Below are 16,458 nucleotides of genomic sequence, written 5' to 3'. Positions count from 1 at the left end.
CCCCCGCGGGCGCAGCTAAGGTCATGAAGATCCCCCGCGCCGCTTGACGCTGCGGACGACTTGGCAAAGGCTGGCCCGCATGTTCCCGATCCGCGATCACAACCCCTCGGGCCGAACGCCCTTCGTCACCTATGCGCTGATGGCGCTGAACATTGGCGTGTTCCTGTCTTCCCTGTCGCTGATGGCGGATGAGCGTGCCTTGGCCGAGTTTTACTACAGCTACGCCCTGCTGCCCGCGCGGCTGAGCCATGGGGAGGGGTATTTCGGCCTTATCACCTCGCAATTCCTGCATGGCGGCTGGATGCATCTGGCGGGTAACATGCTGTTTTTGTGGATCTTCGGCGACAATGTCGAAGATGAGATGGGCCATGGTCGCTATCTGCTGTTCTACCTTGCCTGCGGCATCGCCGCGGGTCTGGGCCAAGTCGTGACAGAACCGCTCTCATGGGTGCCCATGGTCGGAGCCTCAGGCGCGATCGCGGGGGTGATGGGGGGCTACCTGCTGCTCTTCCCGCGCGCCAAGGTCGACATTTTGGTGATCTTCATCGTGTTCTTCCGCATCTTCGCAATCCCTGCGTGGATCATGCTGGGCCTGTGGTTCGGCATGCAGTTCATCGGCGGGATTGGGGCCACACCGGGCACCGGCGGGGTGGCCTATTGGGCCCATGCGGGCGGGTTCATCGCGGGGCTGGTTCTAACCCTGCCGCTCTGGCTGCGGCGGGGCGGCTTTGCCTTTTGGCGGCAGACCCACGGCCATCCGCCCCATGCCGCCGCAGACTATGACCTGAGCGAAAGTCGCATTCCGAAAGTGAGACGCAAATGACCGAAACCTCCGAAACCCGCCGCGCCTCGTGCCACTGCGGAGCCGTGGTGATCGAAGCGCTGTTTCCGCGCGGTCTGGCCTCGGCCGCGCGCTGCACCTGCTCCTTTTGCTGCCGCCGCGCCGCCGCCACGGTAACGGCACCGGCCGAGACGGTGACCGTGTTGAAAGGGGCGGAGAACCTCACGCTCTACACTTGGGGCACGCATACCGCACAGCACTACTTCTGTAAGACCTGCGGCATCTACACCCACCACCGCCGCCGCTCGAACCCCGATGAATGCGGCGTGAACCTTGGTGCGATCGAAGGGGTCTTGCCTTGGGAGATGGAACCGCTGCCCTATAGCGATGGCATCAACCACCCTTCGGACCGCGACCCCGGTTAGAGGCTGGAAATCACCCCCTGCATCCGGGCCAGCAGCCCCGGTTGCGGCGCGGCTTGTTCGCGGCGCTGCTCCACGCTGTCGTGCAGCCGCTCGGACGGATCCGCGCCCACCACCCGGCGGCGGCGGGTCACCAGCATCTTGCCATAGCCGCGCCAGCGCCCGATGGAGGGCGCGGCGGGGTCTTGATCGAACCGCGTGGCCCAGCCTGCGGGCAGCGGCAGGCCGCTGTCCTCCATCCGCGATAGCAGCCAGACCAGCGGGATATTGGCCAAGGGGCGCGCGGCCTCATGCCCGCCCAACTGGCCGCCCACGTCGCCATGGGTGCCGGGGAACCAGACCTGTTCCAGCCGCCCGTCATAGCCCTCGGGGGTGGTCCATAGCACCGGGGCATAGGCGACGCGGGTTTCGTTGAGCGCAAGTGCCTGAAAGCCGTTCTTCACATTACGGCTCAGGTCATGGTTGTGGAACATGTGCAGCGGCTGCGAGAACCGCCAGAACAACGGCGCGTTGAGGCCCAGCGATTTGACCGTGTCCCAAACGCCGATTGCCTCGATCTCTACCTCGGGGTGGCAGTTGGCCCGTGCAAAGAGTTCGCCCGCCTTGCTCAGATGATGCGCCTCGTAATGGCGGTAAACATCGCGGATGTTACGCTCTGTCGCCACCTCGGCGCGCAGAAGCCCCACACGCTCGATCACCCCGGCGAGCGAGCGCACCGCATAGCCACCGCGCGAATAGCCCAGCAGGAAAATCCGATCTCCGGGTCGGTAGCGCGAGGCGAGATAACCATAGGCACGGCGGATTTGCCGGTTGATCCCGCGGCCCAAGATCACATCCAAAGCGCTGCGCCAATCGCGCCATTGCAGCCCCGGCTCGTAATAAATCGACAGGGCGCTGCCCATCTCGCGACAGAGGCCATAGGCAATGCCCGCATTGGTCTCGCGCCCCAGTTCGAGCGAGGACATGGTCCCGTCGAGGATGATAACATGGGTCACCGCCCCCCGGCGCGGGCCGAAGTCGCTTTCAGGCCGCCGCCAGAACCGCCCGAAGAGCCGTTGGAACAGGGTTTTACTCGGCTGCGATTGCGGCACCTTGCAGCATCTCCCAGACCCGGTGCGGGGTAAACGGCATATCCGCCTGCCGCACGCCGCGTTCCCAAAGGGCATCCTGCACCGCATTCGACACCGCGGCCAAGGCACCGACGGTGCCCGCCTCCCCGCAGCCCTTCATGCCCATGACATTGGCCGTGGAGGGCACCGGTTCGGATGTGAAAGAGATCATCGGCAGGTCCGCCGCGCGGGGCATGGCGTAATCCATGAAGGTGGCGGTCAAAAGCTGGCCGTCCTCATCATAGACCACCCGCTCCTGCACCGCTTGGCCAATGCCCTGCGCCACCCCGCCATGGACCTGCCCCTCGGCCAGCATCGGGTTGATCAGATTGCCGAAATCATCGACCACCGTGTAGCGGTCAAGCGTCACCACCCCGGTCTCGGGGTCGATCACCACCTCGGCCACATGCGCCCCGTTGGGATAGCTGCGCCCCGGCAGGCTTGCGCGTTCATGGTGGCTGAGCAGATCGTCGCGGCCCTTGGCGCGGGCCATCTCGGCAACCTCCAGCATGGTCGGGCTAATGTTCGACCCTTCCGCGCGAAAGCTTTCGTCGTCAAAAGTGATATCCGCAGCAGCGACGCCCAACTCTTCGGCCAGAAACGCGGTGAAGACTTCGGTGATCTTCGCCACGGTGGCCAAGGTCGCCGTGTTCTGCGTGGTGACCGAGCGTGAGCCGCCGGTGCCGCCGCCCTTCTTGATCAGGTCGCTATCGCCCTGCACCACGTCGATCCGCTCGGCGGGGATGCCAGTCTGGTCCGAGAGGAACTGCGCATAGACCGTCTCATGCCCCTGCCCATTGCTTTGGGTGCCGACATAGATCGTCACCCGGCCATCGCCCTCGAAAACCACTTTGGCCCCTTCGGAGGGGTCGCCCAGAATGCTCTCGATATAGTAACACAGCCCCTGCCCGCGCAGCAGGCCGCGTTTGGCATCCGCCGCCCGCCGCGCGGCAAAACCGTCGCGGTCGGCCTCTTGCCCCACCCGAGCCAGCAGCCGCGCGAAATCGCCCACGTCGTAAAGCTCGCCCGTGGCAGTGGTATAGGGGAATTGCTCAGGCTTGATGAAGTTGATCCGCCGCAACTCCCAAGGATCGACGCCCAACTCCCGCGCGGCGCGGTCCATCAACCGCTCCAGCACATAGATCGCCTCAGGCCGTCCGGCCCCGCGATAGGCGTCGACTTGCACGGTGTTGGTGTAGAACCCTTCGACATGCAGATAGGTGTCCTGCACGTCATAGACGCCCATCAAGACCTTGGAGAAGAGCTGCGACTGGATCGGCTGGCCGAACTGGCTGTTATAAGCCCCAAGGTTGCAGCGCGTATCGACACGGTAGGCGGTAATCTTGTGGTTTTCGTCAAAGGCAAACTCGGCCCAAGACACCAGATCACGCCCGCCGTTGTCGGTGAGCATGGCTTCGGTCCGCTCTGACATCCAGCGCACCGGACGGCCCAAGGCCCGCCCGGCTTGGGCCACGCAGAAATACTCCGGGTAGGTCATCGCCTTCATGCCGAAACCGCCGCCGACATCGGGATTGGTGACGCGCACCGCGTCTTCGGGCAGGCCGAAGGCTTTGGTTAGAAACCCCTTGTGCGCCCAGACGCCCTGCCCGCCCAGCGCCACATGCAAGCGGCCCTCGGTCCATTCTGCATAGCAGCCCCGCGGCTCCATGGAGTTGACGATGATGCGGTTGTCCCCGACCTCCAACTTGACGCGATGGGCGGCCTTGGCAAAAGCCGCCTCAACCTTGGCCTCATCGCCCATATGCCAGTCAAAGGCGCGGTTGTCGGGGGCTTCTGCGTGCAGGGTCTCACCGCCCGGGGCGACATCCATCTTGGCGGGCAGATCGTCGGCGTCGAAAAGGATCATCTCCGCTGCATCGCGGGCCTGTTGCAAACTTTCGGCCACCACCAGCGCCACCGGCTCGCCCACATAGCGCACGCGGTCCTTGGCCAGCATCGGGCGCAACGGCGCCGCGCCTTTGCTGCCATCGCGGTTGTCGACGACCGTATGGGGCAGAGCGATATTCATCCCCGCCGCTTCCAGATCGGCGCAGGTCAGCACCAGATGCACGCCATCCGCCGCGCGGGCCTCATCTACGTCCAACTCAGTGATCACCCCATGGGCCACGGGCGCGCGGAAAAAGACGCCATGCAGCGCCTCGGCGGGGGCGATATCATCGACATAGCGGCCCGCACCGGTCAGGAAGCGGTGGTCTTCCACCCGTTTGACCGGCTGGCTTTTCCCGAACTTCTCCATCTGACGCCGCCCCTGCTGCCTTGCCTCTTTCAGCGCAACAGTAGCGGGCGCGTCGCCAGTGTCCAGAGGCTCAGGCCGCCTTGCGGATAAGCGCGCCTTCAAGGCTTGAGACCAGCGTCACCCCCGCCAACCCATAGCCATTAAAGGCGGTCGACATGGCGATGGAATAGGCCCCCATGCCGCCGAACAGGAGGTAATCCCCGGTCTGCGCATCTTCGGGCAGCGGCAGCCCATCGGGCAGACGGTCCAGCGAATCGCAGGTCGGGCCGAAGACCACGCGCGGCTTGGCTGCCCCCTGACGCCGCGTGCCATCAGGGCCGACCACATCGATGAGCCCCGAAAGCCCCATGTCGCGCAGATCGGGCAGCCCGCCATAGATACCATCGTTCAGAAAGACGGTGCGCCCGTCGTTGCGCATCCCTTTGATGCGGGTGGCCAGCACGGCGGCATCGGCCACCATCGCCCGGCCCGGCTCGCAGAGCAGCGCAGGCGCATCCGCGCCAAAGCTCTCGGCCAGCGCCGCTTTGACGGCGGCGAAGACGGCTCGGTGGTCTGGCGCATCAAATCCGCGGTCCACGGCGAAGCCCCCGCCGATGTTCAACCGGTCGATCGAGACACCGGCCATGCGCAGAATATCCGCCGCCGCATGGACATATTGCACCCAAGCCTGCGGATCGTTGCACTGCGTGCCGGGGTGGAAACACATCGACGGCGTGAACCCCATCTCGACCACAGCGCGCAAAAGCGCCGCCGCCTCTTCAGGGGCCGCGCCGAATTTCGAGCCGAAGTCATAGGCCGCGCCCTTCACCGGCAAGGCGAAACGCACCGCCACCTCATTGTCGCGCGGCACGTCGCGCAGCTTGGCCAGTTCCGACATGTCGTCGACCGACCAGCTATAGACCCGCGCCGCGATCCCGGCCTCCACCTCGGAGGTCGAGCGCACGGGGTTGTTGTAATGCAGCACCGCCTGCGGGCAGACCGCCCGCACCGCCGCCATCTCTGCCGGGGAGGCGACATCGAAGGTGGTGATCCCTGCCGCGACAAGGTTCGACAGCACCTCCGCCCGGTCGTTGGCCTTTACCGCATAGGTCACCAGCCCGTCGAAATCCGCCTGAAACCGCCGCGCGGTGGCTTGCAGCACTGAAGGGGCCAGAAACAACACCGGCCTATCGGGGCTGTGTTTCGCCAAATAGGCGGCGGGACTATCGGAAAGGGGGGCGATATGCTGCATGGGGGCCTCTTCACTGCTTTTCCCCAGTGAAGCGCGGATTTCGGTCGATTCATCGTGTCATACCGCCTAAAGTGATGCGAACTTTGGGCGAAGTGACGACATGACAGCACAACTTGACGATGCCGACCGCGCTTTGATCGCGGCGCTGCAATCCAATGCCCGCCAGCCGGTCGCCGATCTGGCGCGCGGTCTGGGCCTTGCCCGCACCACCGTTCAAGCCCGGCTGGAACGGTTGGAACGCTGCGGCGCCATCCTCGGCTATACGCTGCGTTTGGGCGAAGCGGCCCGCGCGCCGCTACATGCCACGGCGCTGGTCAATATCGAGCTGCGCGCAGGCCCCGCGGTCTTGGCGCGGCTGCGCAGCCTGCCTGCGGTGCAAGTGGTGCACACCACCTCGGGCCGCTTTGACCTGCTGGTGCAGATCGCGGCGCAAACCACGCAGGAGTTGGACGAGACCCTAGACCGCATCGGCGAGACCCGCGGCGTCAAGGGCAGTGAGAGCCTGATCCACCTCAGCACCAAGATCGACCGCAGCGGCTAAGCCCTGCCCCCGCGCCTCCCCCCCCCTGTCAGGGGTCTTTCCCTTACCGCGCCAGAGCGCTAAACGGGGCGCAACAAAAGGGATCATGACCATGGCACTCGAAAAGACCTTCAACGCCGCTGAGGCCGAAAGCCGCATCTACGCCGATTGGGAGACCAAGGGCGCGTTCAAAGCGGGCGCGAATGCGCAGCGGGACGCGCATTTCTCGGTGATGATCCCGCCGCCGAATGTCACCGGCTCGCTGCACATGGGCCATGCGTTCAACAACACACTGCAAGATATCCTCGTGCGCTGGCACCGGATGCAGGGTTTCGACACCCTCTGGCAGCCCGGCCAAGACCACGCGGGCATCGCCACGCAGATGGTGGTGGAACGCGAGTTGGCCGCCACCGGCCAGCCGGGCCGTCGCGAGCTGGGGCGCGAGGCCTTCACCGCCAAGGTCTGGGAGCAAAAGCAGAAATCCGGCGGCACGATCATCGACCAGCTGCGCCGTCTGGGCGCCTCTTGCGACTGGTCGCGCAACGCCTTCACCATGTCTGGCGCGCCCGGTGCGCCCGAGGGCGAAGAGGGCAACTTCCACGACGCCGTGATCAAGGTCTTCGTGGACATGTACAACAAGGGGCTGATCTACCGCGGCAAGCGGCTGGTCAACTGGGATCCGCATTTCGAGACCGCGATCTCCGACCTCGAGGTCGAGAGCACCGAGGTCGACGGCCACATGTGGCATTTTAAATACCCGCTGGCGGGGGGTGAAACCTATACCTATGTCGAGCGCGACGAGGACGGCAACGTGCTCTTTGAGGAAGAGCGCGACTATATCTCCATCGCCACCACCCGGCCCGAAACCATGCTGGGCGACGGTGCTGTTGCAGTTCATCCATCGGATGAGCGTTACGCCTCAATCATCGGGAAACTTTGCGAAATTCCCGTTGGCCCGAAAGAGCAACGCCGCCTCATTCCGATCATCACCGATGAATACCCCGACAAGAACTTCGGCTCGGGCGCGGTGAAGATCACCGGCGCGCATGACTTCAACGACTACGGCGTGGCCAAGCGCAACGGCATCCCGCTTTACGCGCTGATGGACACCCAAGGCCGGATGCGCGCCGATGGCCTGCCCTACGAAGAGGCCGCCGCCCGCGCGCAGGCCATCGCCGAGGGCTCCGAAGCCGCCCCCGAGGACGCGACCGAGATCAACCTGGTGCCGGACGCCTACCGCGGCTTGGATCGTTTCGAGGCCCGCAAGCGCGTGGTCGAGGACGTGACCGCCGAGGGGCTTGCCGTGATGACCGAGGCGACCGATCCCCGCCTTGGCCGCGCCGCCAAGAAGGCCCCCGTAGAGCCCGGCGAGGGCGGCGAGATGCGCACCGAGGAAGAGAACCTTGTGCCGCTCGTCGAGGCCAAGAAGATCATGCAGCCCTTCGGCGACCGCTCCAAGGTGGTGATCGAGCCGATGCTGACCGACCAATGGTTCGTCGCCACCGACAAGATCGTACAGCCCGCTATCGATGCGGTGCGCTCGGGCGAAGTCACTATTCTGCCCGAGCAGGACCGCAAGGTCTATTTCCACTGGCTGGAGAACATCGAGCCTTGGTGCATCTCGCGCCAGTTGTGGTGGGGACATCAGATTCCGGTTTGGTTCGACGACGAGGGCAACGAATATTGCGCGCCGACCGAGGAAGAGGCGCAGGCCATGGCCCCCGGCAAGACCCTGCGCCGCGATCCTGATGTGCTCGACACGTGGTTCTCCTCCGGCCTCTGGCCCATCGGCACGCTTGGCTGGCCCGAGCAAACCGCTGAGCTGGAAAAATACTTCCCCACCTCCGTGCTGGTCACCGGTTTCGACATCATCTTCTTCTGGGTCGCCCGGATGATGATGATGCAATATGCCGTGGTCGACCAAAAACCCTTCGACACCGTCTATGTCCACGCGCTGGTGCGCGACGAGAAGGGCAAGAAGATGTCGAAGAGCTTGGGCAATGTGCTCGACCCGCTGGAGCTGATCGACGACTACGGCGCCGACGCCGTGCGCTTCACCCTGACGTCGATGGCCGCCATGGGACGCGACCTGAAGCTCTCGACGCAGCGCATCGCGGGCTATCGCAACTTCGGCACCAAGCTGTGGAACGCGCATCGCTTCGCCGAGATGAACGGCGTCTTCGAGGCCATGCCCGCCGGGATGCCCCAGCCCACCGCGACGCTGAACAAATGGATCGTGGGCGAGACCGCCCGAGTGCGCGAGGAGGTCGATGCCGCACTCGGCAACTTCCGCTTCAACGACGCGGCCAATGCGCTTTACGCCTTTGTCTGGGGCAAGGTCTGCGACTGGTACGTGGAGCTGTCGAAGCCTCTGTTGCAGGACGACGCGCCCGAGGCTGCGGAAACCCGCGCCACCATGGCCTGGGTGCTGGAGCAATGCCTGATCCTGCTGCATCCGATCATGCCCTTCATCACCGAGGAACTTTGGCAGACCACCGCCAAGCGCGATGAACTGCTGGCCCTCACCGATTGGCCCGCCTACACCACCGCCGATCTGCTCGATGCCGACGCGGACCGGGAGCTTAACTGGGTGATCGGCCTGATCGAGAGCATCCGCTCCGCGCGTCAGCAGATGCATGTGCCCGCCGGGCTGAAGGTGCCGATGCTGGTGACCGAGATGGACGAGGCGGCACAAGGCGCTTGGGACCGCAACGAGGTGATGATCAAACGTCTGGCGCGGGTCGAGAGCCTTGAGCGGAGCGAAAGCTTCCCGAAAGGCACCGTCTCGATCGCGGCCCCGGGGGCGAGCTTCGGCCTGCCGCTCGCAGGCCTGATCGACATCGACGCCGAGAAGGCGCGTTTGCAAAAGTCGCTCGACAAGCTGGGCAAGGAGATCGGTGGGCTGAAGGGGCGTTTGAACAACCCCAAGTTCGCCGCCTCTGCGCCGGAAGAGGTCGTGGCTGAAGCGCAGGCGAACCTCGCGGCACGTCAGGAAGAGGCGGACCAATTGCAGGCCGCACTGGACCGGCTGGCGGAACTGGGCTGAGACCAACAAAGCCGGGCAGCGCCAGACCGCGGGATGGCGCTGCAAAGGGGGCAGTTGGGCAGTTTATCGCCGCTGGGTTGGCGACGAGATCACAGGAATGCACTTCGATTGCCGAAGCGCCAGCCCGTCCGGGCGGTCTGGCGCTGCCCGGCGGCCTTGCGGCCTTGATTCCGGGCTGTCAGGCGCAACGCAAATGCCGCGCTTGCCGACTTACTTGAACACCGCGGGCCGTTTGCCGAACTCCGCCGCGATCACCTCCATCTGCTCGGTCTTGCCCAACAGCGCCGCCTGCTCACGCGACTCGGCCAAGAGCACATCCGCATCCGATGCGCCCGTCTCCGCATATCCGATCAACCGCTTCGCCGTGCGGATCGCATTCGGCCCTTTGCCCGCGATCACCTGCGCCAGTTCGTGCGCGGCCGCCTGCGGATCATCGGCGACTTCCGTCACCAGCCCCCAACGCTCCGCCTGCGCGGCCTCCACCGGCGCGGCGGTATAGGTCAACCGCCGCAACACATCCGAGCGCACCAGACGCGGCAGCAGCACCATGCCGCCCATATCCGGCACGATGCCCCATTTCATCTCCATCACAGCGAGCTTCGTATCCGGCGCGGCAATCCGAATATCCGCCCCAAGCGCCAGCTGCATCCCGGCGCCGAAAACCACCCCATGCAGCGCCGCGATGACCGGGATTTCCAAACGGTGCCAAACCATCGACACCTCTTGCCATTTGTTCGTCGTGCCTTCGCCATGGCTGCGCGGCATGATCAATGCCTCGACATCCTGCCCCAGCATCCCCGAGAGCCCGCCAATATCAATGCCCGCGCAAAAGCCTTTGCCCTCGCCCGAGAGCAACACCACCCGGGCGTCCGAAGCCGCAACCTCCTGCCCTGCCGCGATGATCGCCTCGATCATCTCATCATCCACCGCGTTCATCTTGTCGGCGCGGGTGAGGGTCACATGGGCGATATGGTCTTCGATCCGGGTGGCGACGCGGGGCATGGCTGTTCTCCTGAATGTTTGGCGCAGTTCAGCGCAGATCACCGCGCGGCACCAGCAAAACGTGGCGGCAGGTGCTGCGGCACTTGCCCTCTTACGGGCCCGCCCCTACACCTTGGCGCATGACATATGCACGCCTCACCCCCCTCGCCCAACGCCTGCCCGCCAATGTCCCCTTCGTGGGCCCCGAAGCGCAGGAGCGGAGCCTTGGCCGCCCCTTCAAAGCGCGGCTTGGCGCCAATGAAAACGTCTTTGGCCCCTCGCCCCGCGCCATCACGGCAATGGCAGAGACCGAGATGTGGAAATACGGCGATTCCGAAAGCGTGGAGTTGTGCGCGGCGCTGGCCGAGTTGCACGGCATCGCGCCCGAAAACATCATCGTCGGCGAAGGCATCGACGGGCTGCTGGGCTATCTCGTCCGTCTGCTGGTGGGCGAAGGCGATGCGGTGGTGACCTCCGAAGGGGCTTACCCAACCTTCAACTACCACGTCACGGGCTTTGGCGGCGTGCTGCACAAGGTGCCCTACCGCGACGATCACGAAGACCCGGCGGCGCTTTTCGCCAAGGCGGCGGAGGTCGACGCCAAGCTCGTCTACCTCGCCAATCCCGACAACCCGATGGGCACTTGGCATGAGGGCGCGGCACTGGCACGCGCGCTCGACGACCTGCCCCAAGGCAGCCTGCTATTGCTGGATGAAGCCTATATCGAATGCGCCCCCGAGGGCACAGCGCCCGAACTTTCCGCCGATGACCCGCGGGTGATCCGGATGCGCACTTTCTCCAAAGCCTACGGCCTTGCCGGGGCGCGGATCGGCTATGCCATCGCCGCGCCCGAGTTGATCACCGCCTTTCACAAGGTCCGCAATCACTTTGGCTTAAACCGCGCGGCGCAGGCGGGGGCTTTGGCGGCGGTGCAGGATCAGAGCTACCTGAAAGAGGTTCAGACTAAGATCGCCGAGGCGCGCCGCCGGATCGCCCAAATCGCCGAAGAAAACGGGCTCAGCACCCTTCCCTCTGCCGCCAATTTCGTCGCCGTCGACTGTGGCCGCGATGGTGCCTTCGCCAAGGCGGTACTCGACGCGCTGGTGGCGCGGGGGATCTTCGTGCGGATGCCCTTTGCCGCCCCGCAAAACCGCTGCATCCGCATCAGTTGCAGCACGGCGGAGGAGCTGGATCACTTCGCCGCCGCCTTGCCCGAAGCCTTAGCGGACGCGCGCGGGGCCTAAGCCCCGCCGATCACCTCCGCCGCCGCTTGCAAGGCGCCCGGGCCGTGGTCGATTTTCAGCGCCGAAAGCCCGGCTTCGATCCCGCCAAGCAGCCCCATGATCATATGGCCGTTCACATGGCCCATATGGCCAAGGCGGAAGAACCCGTGCCACGCGGGCTCCCCCGGCAGGGCCATGCCCAGCCCCACGCCCAGTGTCAGGCCGAGATTGCCCTGCACCCAATCGCGCAACTCGGTCGCATGGGGCGCTTGCAGCCGCAGCGCGGTGACGGCATGGCTGCGCAGGGCGCGGTCTTCGATGTTGAACCGCAGGCTGCCCTCAGCCGACCACGCCTCGCAGGCCGCCCAAACCGCGCGGGCCAGCGTTTCATGGCGCTGCCAGACCTGCTCGATCCCTTCTTCATGGATGATATCGAGGGCGGCGCGCAGGCCGTAGAGGTGATGCGTCGGTGCCGTGCCGCCGTGGTATTGATAAAACTCCTGCGCATGGGCGCGCGGCGACCAGTCCCAATAGCGGCTCACGCGGGGCAGACGCGCACGGGCTCCCTCGGCCCGGTCGTTGAAAAAGACGAAGGCCATGCCCGGCGGCACCATCAGCCCCTTTTGCGAAGCGGTCACCATGACATCGACACCCCAAGCGTCCATCTCAAAGCGCTCACAGCCCAATGACGCGATGCAATCGGCCATCAAGAGCGCGGGGTGGCCCGCCTCGTCCAACAGGCGGCGCAGGCCCGGCACATCGTTGCGGACCGAGCTTGAGGTATCCACATGAACCGCCATCACCGCCTTGATCTGGTGGCCGCTGTCGGCCTTCAAACGCTCGGCCACCTGCGCGAGATCGACAGGCGCGTTGCGGCCAAAATCGAGGATATCCACCTCCGCCCCCAGCCCCGTTGCCATTTCGGCCCAGCCATGGCCGAAACGCCCCGTGGCCAGCACCAACACCCGGTCGCCGGGGGCTATGACATTGCTCAGCGCGGCTTCCCAAGCGCCGTGGCCGTTGCTGATATACATCGCCACATGACGATCTGTACGCGCCACGCGCTTCAGGTCAGCGGCCAGCGCAGGCATCATTTCGACCAACTCGCCTTCATAGATATTGGGGGCCGCGCGGTGCATCGCGCTCAGCACCGCGTCGGGCATGACCGAGGGGCCGGGAATGGCGAGGTACGAACGACCGGGGGCGAGTTTATTCTGCTTTGTCATGATATTGGCTGCCGTTTTGAAAATGCGTGACCGGGGGACGGTCGGGCGCAGCTTACTGCCCGGCAGGCCGGGGTCAACACGCGATCAGACCTTAGGTAAGGTGCGCCCCCGCGCCACCCTTCCACGCGCGCAGGCCACCCCCTGCCCGCCTTGCCCGACCTGCACGACGGCTTGCCCTGCCTGCGCGGCTTTCGTACACGGGATCCGACTGCCCAAAAGGATCAGGCACCGGTATGAATGATGACAGTTACACCTCCGCGCAGTTGATGCGCTGGCTTTGGCGGGACTATCTAAAGAAACACACCGGTCTGATGGCCATCGCGGTGATCTTCATGATCATCGAAGGCTCCACCCTGGGCGTGCTGGCCAAACTGATGGAGCCGATGTTTGACCGCGTCTTCGTCGGTGGTGACCGCGGGGCGCTGGTCTGGGTCGGGCTGGTGCTGGTGGCGATCTTTGCGCTGCGGGCGCTCGCCACGGTGGTGCAAAAGGTGCTGCTGACCCGCGTGGCACAGCGCACGGCAGCGGACCTGCGCATCGACCTGCTCGACCGGATGATGCAGCAAGACGGTGCTTTTCACCAAAGCCACCCGCCCGGTTTTCTTGTGCAGCGGGTACAATCGGATGTGAACGCGGTCAGCGATGTCTGGCGCGCGGTGATCACCGGTGCGGGGCGCGATCTGGTGGGGCTGGTGATCCTCATGGGCGTGGCCATCGCGATTGACCCGATTTGGGCACTTCTGGCGATGGTCGGCGTGCCGCTGATGGTGCTGCCCGCCGCCATCGCCCAGCGTTTCGTCCGCGCCCGCTCCCGCGAGGCGCGCGACATCGGGGCCAGCCTCTCGACCCGGTTGGACGAGGTTTTCCACGGCATCGTACAAATCAAGCTCAACGCGCTGGAAGACTACCAAGCACGCCAATACCGCGAGTTGACCCGCACCTTCATCCGCACCGAAGTCCGTGCCGCCTTTGGCAACTCCGCGATCCCGGCGATGATCGACATCATGTCGGGCATCGGCTTCATGGCCGTGATCGTCTACGGCGGGTCCGAGATCATCGCGGGCAACAAAACCATTGGCGAGTTCATGACCTTCTTCACCTCGCTGGGGTTCATGTTCTCCCCCCTGCGCCGCCTTGGTGCGATCAGCGGCCTATGGCAGATGGCCGCCGCCGCGCTAGAACGGATCAAGGAATTGCTCGACGCGCCCCTGCATCTGCGCAGCCCGGACAAAGCGCAGGCCGCGCCCGATGGCCCGCCCGATGTGACCCTGACGGATGTCTCGCTCTCCTATGGCGACACGAAGGTGTTGAACGGCTTGGACCTGACCGCGAAAGCGGGCCAGACGACCGCACTGGTCGGCGCCTCGGGGGCGGGGAAATCGACCATCTTCAACCTGCTCACCCGGCTGGTGGATCCACAAAGCGGCAGCGTGCGGATCGGCGGGGTCGACACCAGCGCGATGACCATACCGGACCTGCGCGGCCTCTTCTCTGTCGTGACGCAAGAGGCGCTTTTGTTCGATGAAACCCTGCGCGAGAACATCGTGCTGGGCCGCGAGAATGTCACCGACGAAGAGCTCGACCGGGTGCTGAAAGCCGCCCATGTGGCGGACTTCCTGCCGCAGTTGGAACAGGGGCTGGAAACCCGCGTGGGGCCGCGCGGTTCAGCCCTGTCGGGCGGGCAGCGCCAGCGCGTGGTAATCGCCCGCGCCCTGCTGCGCGACACGCCGATCCTGCTGCTGGATGAAGCCACCAGCGCCTTGGATGCGCAATCGGAACAGGTCGTGCAGGATGCGCTCGATCGCCTCGCCAAGGGCCGCACCACCATCGTCATCGCGCACCGGCTGTCGACCATCCGCAGCGCGGATAAAATCGTGGTGATGGACCGGGGCCGCGTCACCGACGAGGGCACCCATGACGAATTGATGGAACGCGGCGGCATCTATGCCGACCTCTACCGCCTGCAATATCGCGACGGAAAGACCGTATCGGACGCCCGCGGCCTCAGCGCCCTCTCCGCGAAGAAACGCCGCGAAAGGGCGCGCCAGCCCAATCTGCTCCAGCGGATCGGCGCGGCGTTCTTTAACTGAATGCGCGGGGCGTGGGGAAACCCGCGCCCCTTTCACGAACGCCGGTAGCTTTCGGCAAGCGCCTCGGGGCTGGCCCCCATCGCATAGCGCGCCAGCGTCCAGAGGTTGCGCCCGCCCCGGCGCAGCCAGCCCTGACGGCGGTATTTCTCGGCACTGGTCACGGCGACGCCATTGAGCCGGGTCAAGCGACCGCGCAGGGCGCGGGCGAGCGCCACATCCTCCATCAGCGGCTGATCGGGATAGCCGCCCACCGCGTCATAAAGCGCGCGGGGCAACAGCAACCCCTGATCGCCATAGGGCAGGCCAAGACCACTGCGCAGGTTCGCCCAGCCCGCGACCAAACGCGGCGCCAGCCCCCGCTGATCGAAGCGCAGCCGAAACCACCCCGCCCCTTCGGCCCTGTGCACCATGTGATCCTGCACCGCATCGTTCCAGCCTGGGGCCAGCACCGTGTCGGCGTGCAGCACCAAGAGCCATGCGCCCTGCGCTGCATCACACCCACGCCGCAACTGACCGCCCCGCGAGGGCGCGCCCGAGACGACCTCAGCCCCCCAGCCTTCGGCCAGCGCACGCGTGCCATCCGTGGAGCCGCCATCGCTCAAGATCACCTCGCGGATCAGCCCGGCCTGCAAGCCTTCGACGAGCGCGGCGAGGCAAGCGGGCAGCGCCGTGGCCGCGTTAAGGCTGGGAATGACGACAGAGATCGGCGCGCGCATGGTTGCCCCTTTTGGATGGCTTTGACAGGTTATATGTCATGGCCAGCAATCAAAGGACACACGCATGACCCCGCGCCGCATTCTGCGCCTCTCCGGCCCCGACACCCGCGACTTTTTGCAAGGAATCGTGACCAATGACGTCGGCAAACTGGACCAAGGCCCGGTCTATGCCGCCCTGCTGACACCGCAGGGCAAATATATGGCCGATTTCTTTCTGATCGCCGATGGCGAAGACGTTCTGCTGGACGTGGATGAAAGCCTTGGCGATATGCTGACCCAGCGGCTGTCGATGTACAAACTGCGCGCCAAGGTAACGATCGCGCCCAGCGATCTGCACCTGCACCGCGGCACCGGGCCTGCGCCCGACGACGCCCTAGCCGATCCGCGGCATCCCGAAATGGGCTGGCGCGCCTATCGCGACACCCCGCAAACCGAGGACGCTACCGATTGGGAGGCTCTGCGCGTGGCGCATCTGATCCCCGAGACGGGGATCGAACTCACCCCCGATACCTTTATTCTTGAGGCGGGGTTTGATCGGATCAACGGGCTGGATTTCCGCAAAGGCTGCTATGTCGGCCAAGAGGTGACCGCCCGAATGAAACACAAGACCGAGTTGCGCAAAGGGCTGACCCGGGTCGAGGTCAGCGGCAGCGCCGCCCCCGGCACGGCAATCACGGCAGAGGGCAAACCCGCAGGCACGCTTTACACCCAAGCGGGCGGTCAGGCTTTGGCGCATCTGCGGTTCGACCGCGCCAAAGGCCCGATGCAGGCCGAAGGTGCAGAGGTCACTTGGCCCGGCCCCGCGACCTGAGCACCGCGCGCCGCTGAAAGGCCCCGCGAAACAAAAAGCCCCGGC

At 65.2% G+C, this 16,458-nt stretch carries 13 protein-coding genes; 7 read left to right on the top strand and 6 right to left on the bottom strand.

Features of this window, described 5'->3' with window-relative positions:
• Positions 1-79: 79 nt before the first annotated feature.
• Entirely contained in the window at positions 80-823 is a 744-nt protein-coding gene (locus tag ACGYLI_RS11010) for a rhomboid family intramembrane serine protease (protein ID WP_271689547.1), read from the top strand.
• The gene (locus ACGYLI_RS11005; RefSeq protein ID WP_394400489.1) at positions 820-1,206 is read left to right on the top strand and encodes a GFA family protein; all 387 of its coding nucleotides are present in this window, start codon (positions 820-822) and stop codon (positions 1,204-1,206) included. The genes ACGYLI_RS11010 and ACGYLI_RS11005 overlap by 4 nt, the downstream gene beginning before the upstream one ends.
• Here the strand turns inward: ACGYLI_RS11005 and ACGYLI_RS11000 are convergent.
• The 3 genes from ACGYLI_RS11000 to ACGYLI_RS10990 form a co-directional block, all read right to left on the bottom strand.
• On the bottom strand, positions 1,203-2,294 hold the full coding sequence (locus tag ACGYLI_RS11000) for a DUF2235 domain-containing protein (protein WP_394419207.1): 1,092 nt from the start codon (positions 2,292-2,294) through the stop codon (positions 1,203-1,205). The two genes, ACGYLI_RS11005 and ACGYLI_RS11000, sit on opposite strands and share 4 nt — an antisense overlap.
• The gene (locus tag ACGYLI_RS10995) at positions 2,272-4,569 is read right to left on the bottom strand and encodes a xanthine dehydrogenase family protein molybdopterin-binding subunit (protein ID WP_394419206.1); all 2,298 of its coding nucleotides are present in this window, start codon (positions 4,567-4,569) and stop codon (positions 2,272-2,274) included. The genes ACGYLI_RS11000 and ACGYLI_RS10995 overlap by 23 nt, the downstream gene beginning before the upstream one ends.
• 70 nt (positions 4,570-4,639) lie before the next feature.
• Complete coding sequence (locus tag ACGYLI_RS10990; RefSeq protein WP_394419205.1) at positions 4,640-5,800, bottom strand: type III PLP-dependent enzyme; 1,161 nt, start codon at positions 5,798-5,800, stop codon at positions 4,640-4,642.
• Between the two features lie 100 nt (positions 5,801-5,900).
• On the opposite strand from ACGYLI_RS10990, the gene ACGYLI_RS10985 reads away from it, so the two are divergent.
• Both ACGYLI_RS10985 and ACGYLI_RS10980 read left to right on the top strand, forming a co-directional pair.
• Positions 5,901-6,341 (top strand): Lrp/AsnC family transcriptional regulator, encoded by a 441-nt coding sequence (locus ACGYLI_RS10985; RefSeq protein WP_394419204.1) that lies wholly within the window; start codon positions 5,901-5,903, stop codon positions 6,339-6,341.
• Positions 6,342-6,432: 91 nt separating this feature from the next.
• Positions 6,433-9,366 (top strand): valine--tRNA ligase, encoded by a 2,934-nt coding sequence (locus tag ACGYLI_RS10980; protein ID WP_394419203.1) that lies wholly within the window; start codon positions 6,433-6,435, stop codon positions 9,364-9,366.
• Positions 9,367-9,576: 210 nt separating this feature from the next.
• On the opposite strand, the gene ACGYLI_RS10975 is transcribed toward ACGYLI_RS10980, so the two are convergent.
• Positions 9,577-10,368, bottom strand: a complete 792-nt coding sequence (locus ACGYLI_RS10975; protein ID WP_394419202.1) for a crotonase/enoyl-CoA hydratase family protein — start codon at positions 10,366-10,368, stop codon at positions 9,577-9,579.
• 119 nt (positions 10,369-10,487) lie between these two features.
• Between ACGYLI_RS10975 and ACGYLI_RS10970 the strand changes: the two genes are divergently transcribed.
• A complete protein-coding gene (locus ACGYLI_RS10970; protein WP_394419201.1) occupies positions 10,488-11,591 on the top strand; it encodes a pyridoxal phosphate-dependent aminotransferase in 1,104 nt (367 codons plus the stop codon).
• On the opposite strand, the gene ACGYLI_RS10965 is transcribed toward ACGYLI_RS10970, so the two are convergent.
• Positions 11,588-12,796, bottom strand: a complete 1,209-nt coding sequence (locus ACGYLI_RS10965; RefSeq protein WP_394419200.1) for a pyridoxal-phosphate-dependent aminotransferase family protein — start codon at positions 12,794-12,796, stop codon at positions 11,588-11,590. The genes ACGYLI_RS10970 and ACGYLI_RS10965 overlap by 4 nt on opposite strands.
• A gap of 233 nt (positions 12,797-13,029) precedes the next feature.
• On the opposite strand from ACGYLI_RS10965, the gene ACGYLI_RS10960 reads away from it, so the two are divergent.
• Complete coding sequence (locus tag ACGYLI_RS10960) at positions 13,030-14,886, top strand: ABC transporter ATP-binding protein (protein WP_067265149.1); 1,857 nt, start codon at positions 13,030-13,032, stop codon at positions 14,884-14,886.
• A 32-nt stretch (positions 14,887-14,918) separates the two neighbouring features.
• Here the strand turns inward: ACGYLI_RS10960 and ACGYLI_RS10955 are convergent, their stop codons facing one another.
• Entirely contained in the window at positions 14,919-15,602 is a 684-nt protein-coding gene (locus ACGYLI_RS10955; protein ID WP_394419199.1) for a TIGR04283 family arsenosugar biosynthesis glycosyltransferase, read from the bottom strand.
• Between the two features lie 64 nt (positions 15,603-15,666).
• Here ACGYLI_RS10955 and ACGYLI_RS10950 point away from each other — a divergent pair, with 64 nt between their 5' ends.
• The gene (locus ACGYLI_RS10950) at positions 15,667-16,413 is read left to right on the top strand and encodes a YgfZ/GcvT domain-containing protein (RefSeq protein WP_394419198.1); all 747 of its coding nucleotides are present in this window, start codon (positions 15,667-15,669) and stop codon (positions 16,411-16,413) included.
• The last annotated feature ends 45 nt before the right edge of the window (positions 16,414-16,458 follow it).

The sequence above is a fragment of the Sulfitobacter sp. 1A13421 genome (assembly GCF_043557285.1).
In the GTDB taxonomy this organism is placed as follows: domain Bacteria; phylum Pseudomonadota; class Alphaproteobacteria; order Rhodobacterales; family Rhodobacteraceae; genus Sulfitobacter; species Sulfitobacter faviae.
Note: the sequence above shows the minus strand (reverse complement) of the source record. Positions and strands in the feature narration are given on the sequence as shown.

Excerpts from the sequence above, each read along its gene's own strand:
- ACGYLI_RS11010 (WP_271689547.1), top strand. The coding sequence starts at position 80 with ATGTTCCCGATCCGCGATCACAACCCCTCGGGCCGAACGCCCTTCGTC.
- ACGYLI_RS11005 (WP_394400489.1), top strand. The coding sequence starts at position 820 with ATGACCGAAACCTCCGAAACCCGCCGCGCCTCGTGCCACTGCGGAGCC.
- ACGYLI_RS10995 (WP_394419206.1), bottom strand. The coding sequence starts at position 4,569 with ATGGAGAAGTTCGGGAAAAGCCAGCCGGTCAAACGGGTGGAAGACCAC.
- ACGYLI_RS10990 (WP_394419205.1), bottom strand. The coding sequence starts at position 5,800 with ATGCAGCATATCGCCCCCCTTTCCGATAGTCCCGCCGCCTATTTGGCG.
- ACGYLI_RS10985 (WP_394419204.1), top strand. The coding sequence starts at position 5,901 with ATGACAGCACAACTTGACGATGCCGACCGCGCTTTGATCGCGGCGCTG.
- ACGYLI_RS10980 (WP_394419203.1), top strand. The coding sequence starts at position 6,433 with ATGGCACTCGAAAAGACCTTCAACGCCGCTGAGGCCGAAAGCCGCATC.
- ACGYLI_RS10975 (WP_394419202.1), bottom strand. The coding sequence starts at position 10,368 with ATGCCCCGCGTCGCCACCCGGATCGAAGACCATATCGCCCATGTGACC.
- ACGYLI_RS10970 (WP_394419201.1), top strand. The coding sequence starts at position 10,488 with ATGACATATGCACGCCTCACCCCCCTCGCCCAACGCCTGCCCGCCAAT.
- ACGYLI_RS10965 (WP_394419200.1), bottom strand. The coding sequence starts at position 12,796 with ATGACAAAGCAGAATAAACTCGCCCCCGGTCGTTCGTACCTCGCCATT.
- ACGYLI_RS10960 (WP_067265149.1), top strand. The coding sequence starts at position 13,030 with ATGAATGATGACAGTTACACCTCCGCGCAGTTGATGCGCTGGCTTTGG.
- ACGYLI_RS10955 (WP_394419199.1), bottom strand. The coding sequence starts at position 15,602 with ATGCGCGCGCCGATCTCTGTCGTCATTCCCAGCCTTAACGCGGCCACG.
- ACGYLI_RS10950 (WP_394419198.1), top strand. The coding sequence starts at position 15,667 with ATGACCCCGCGCCGCATTCTGCGCCTCTCCGGCCCCGACACCCGCGAC.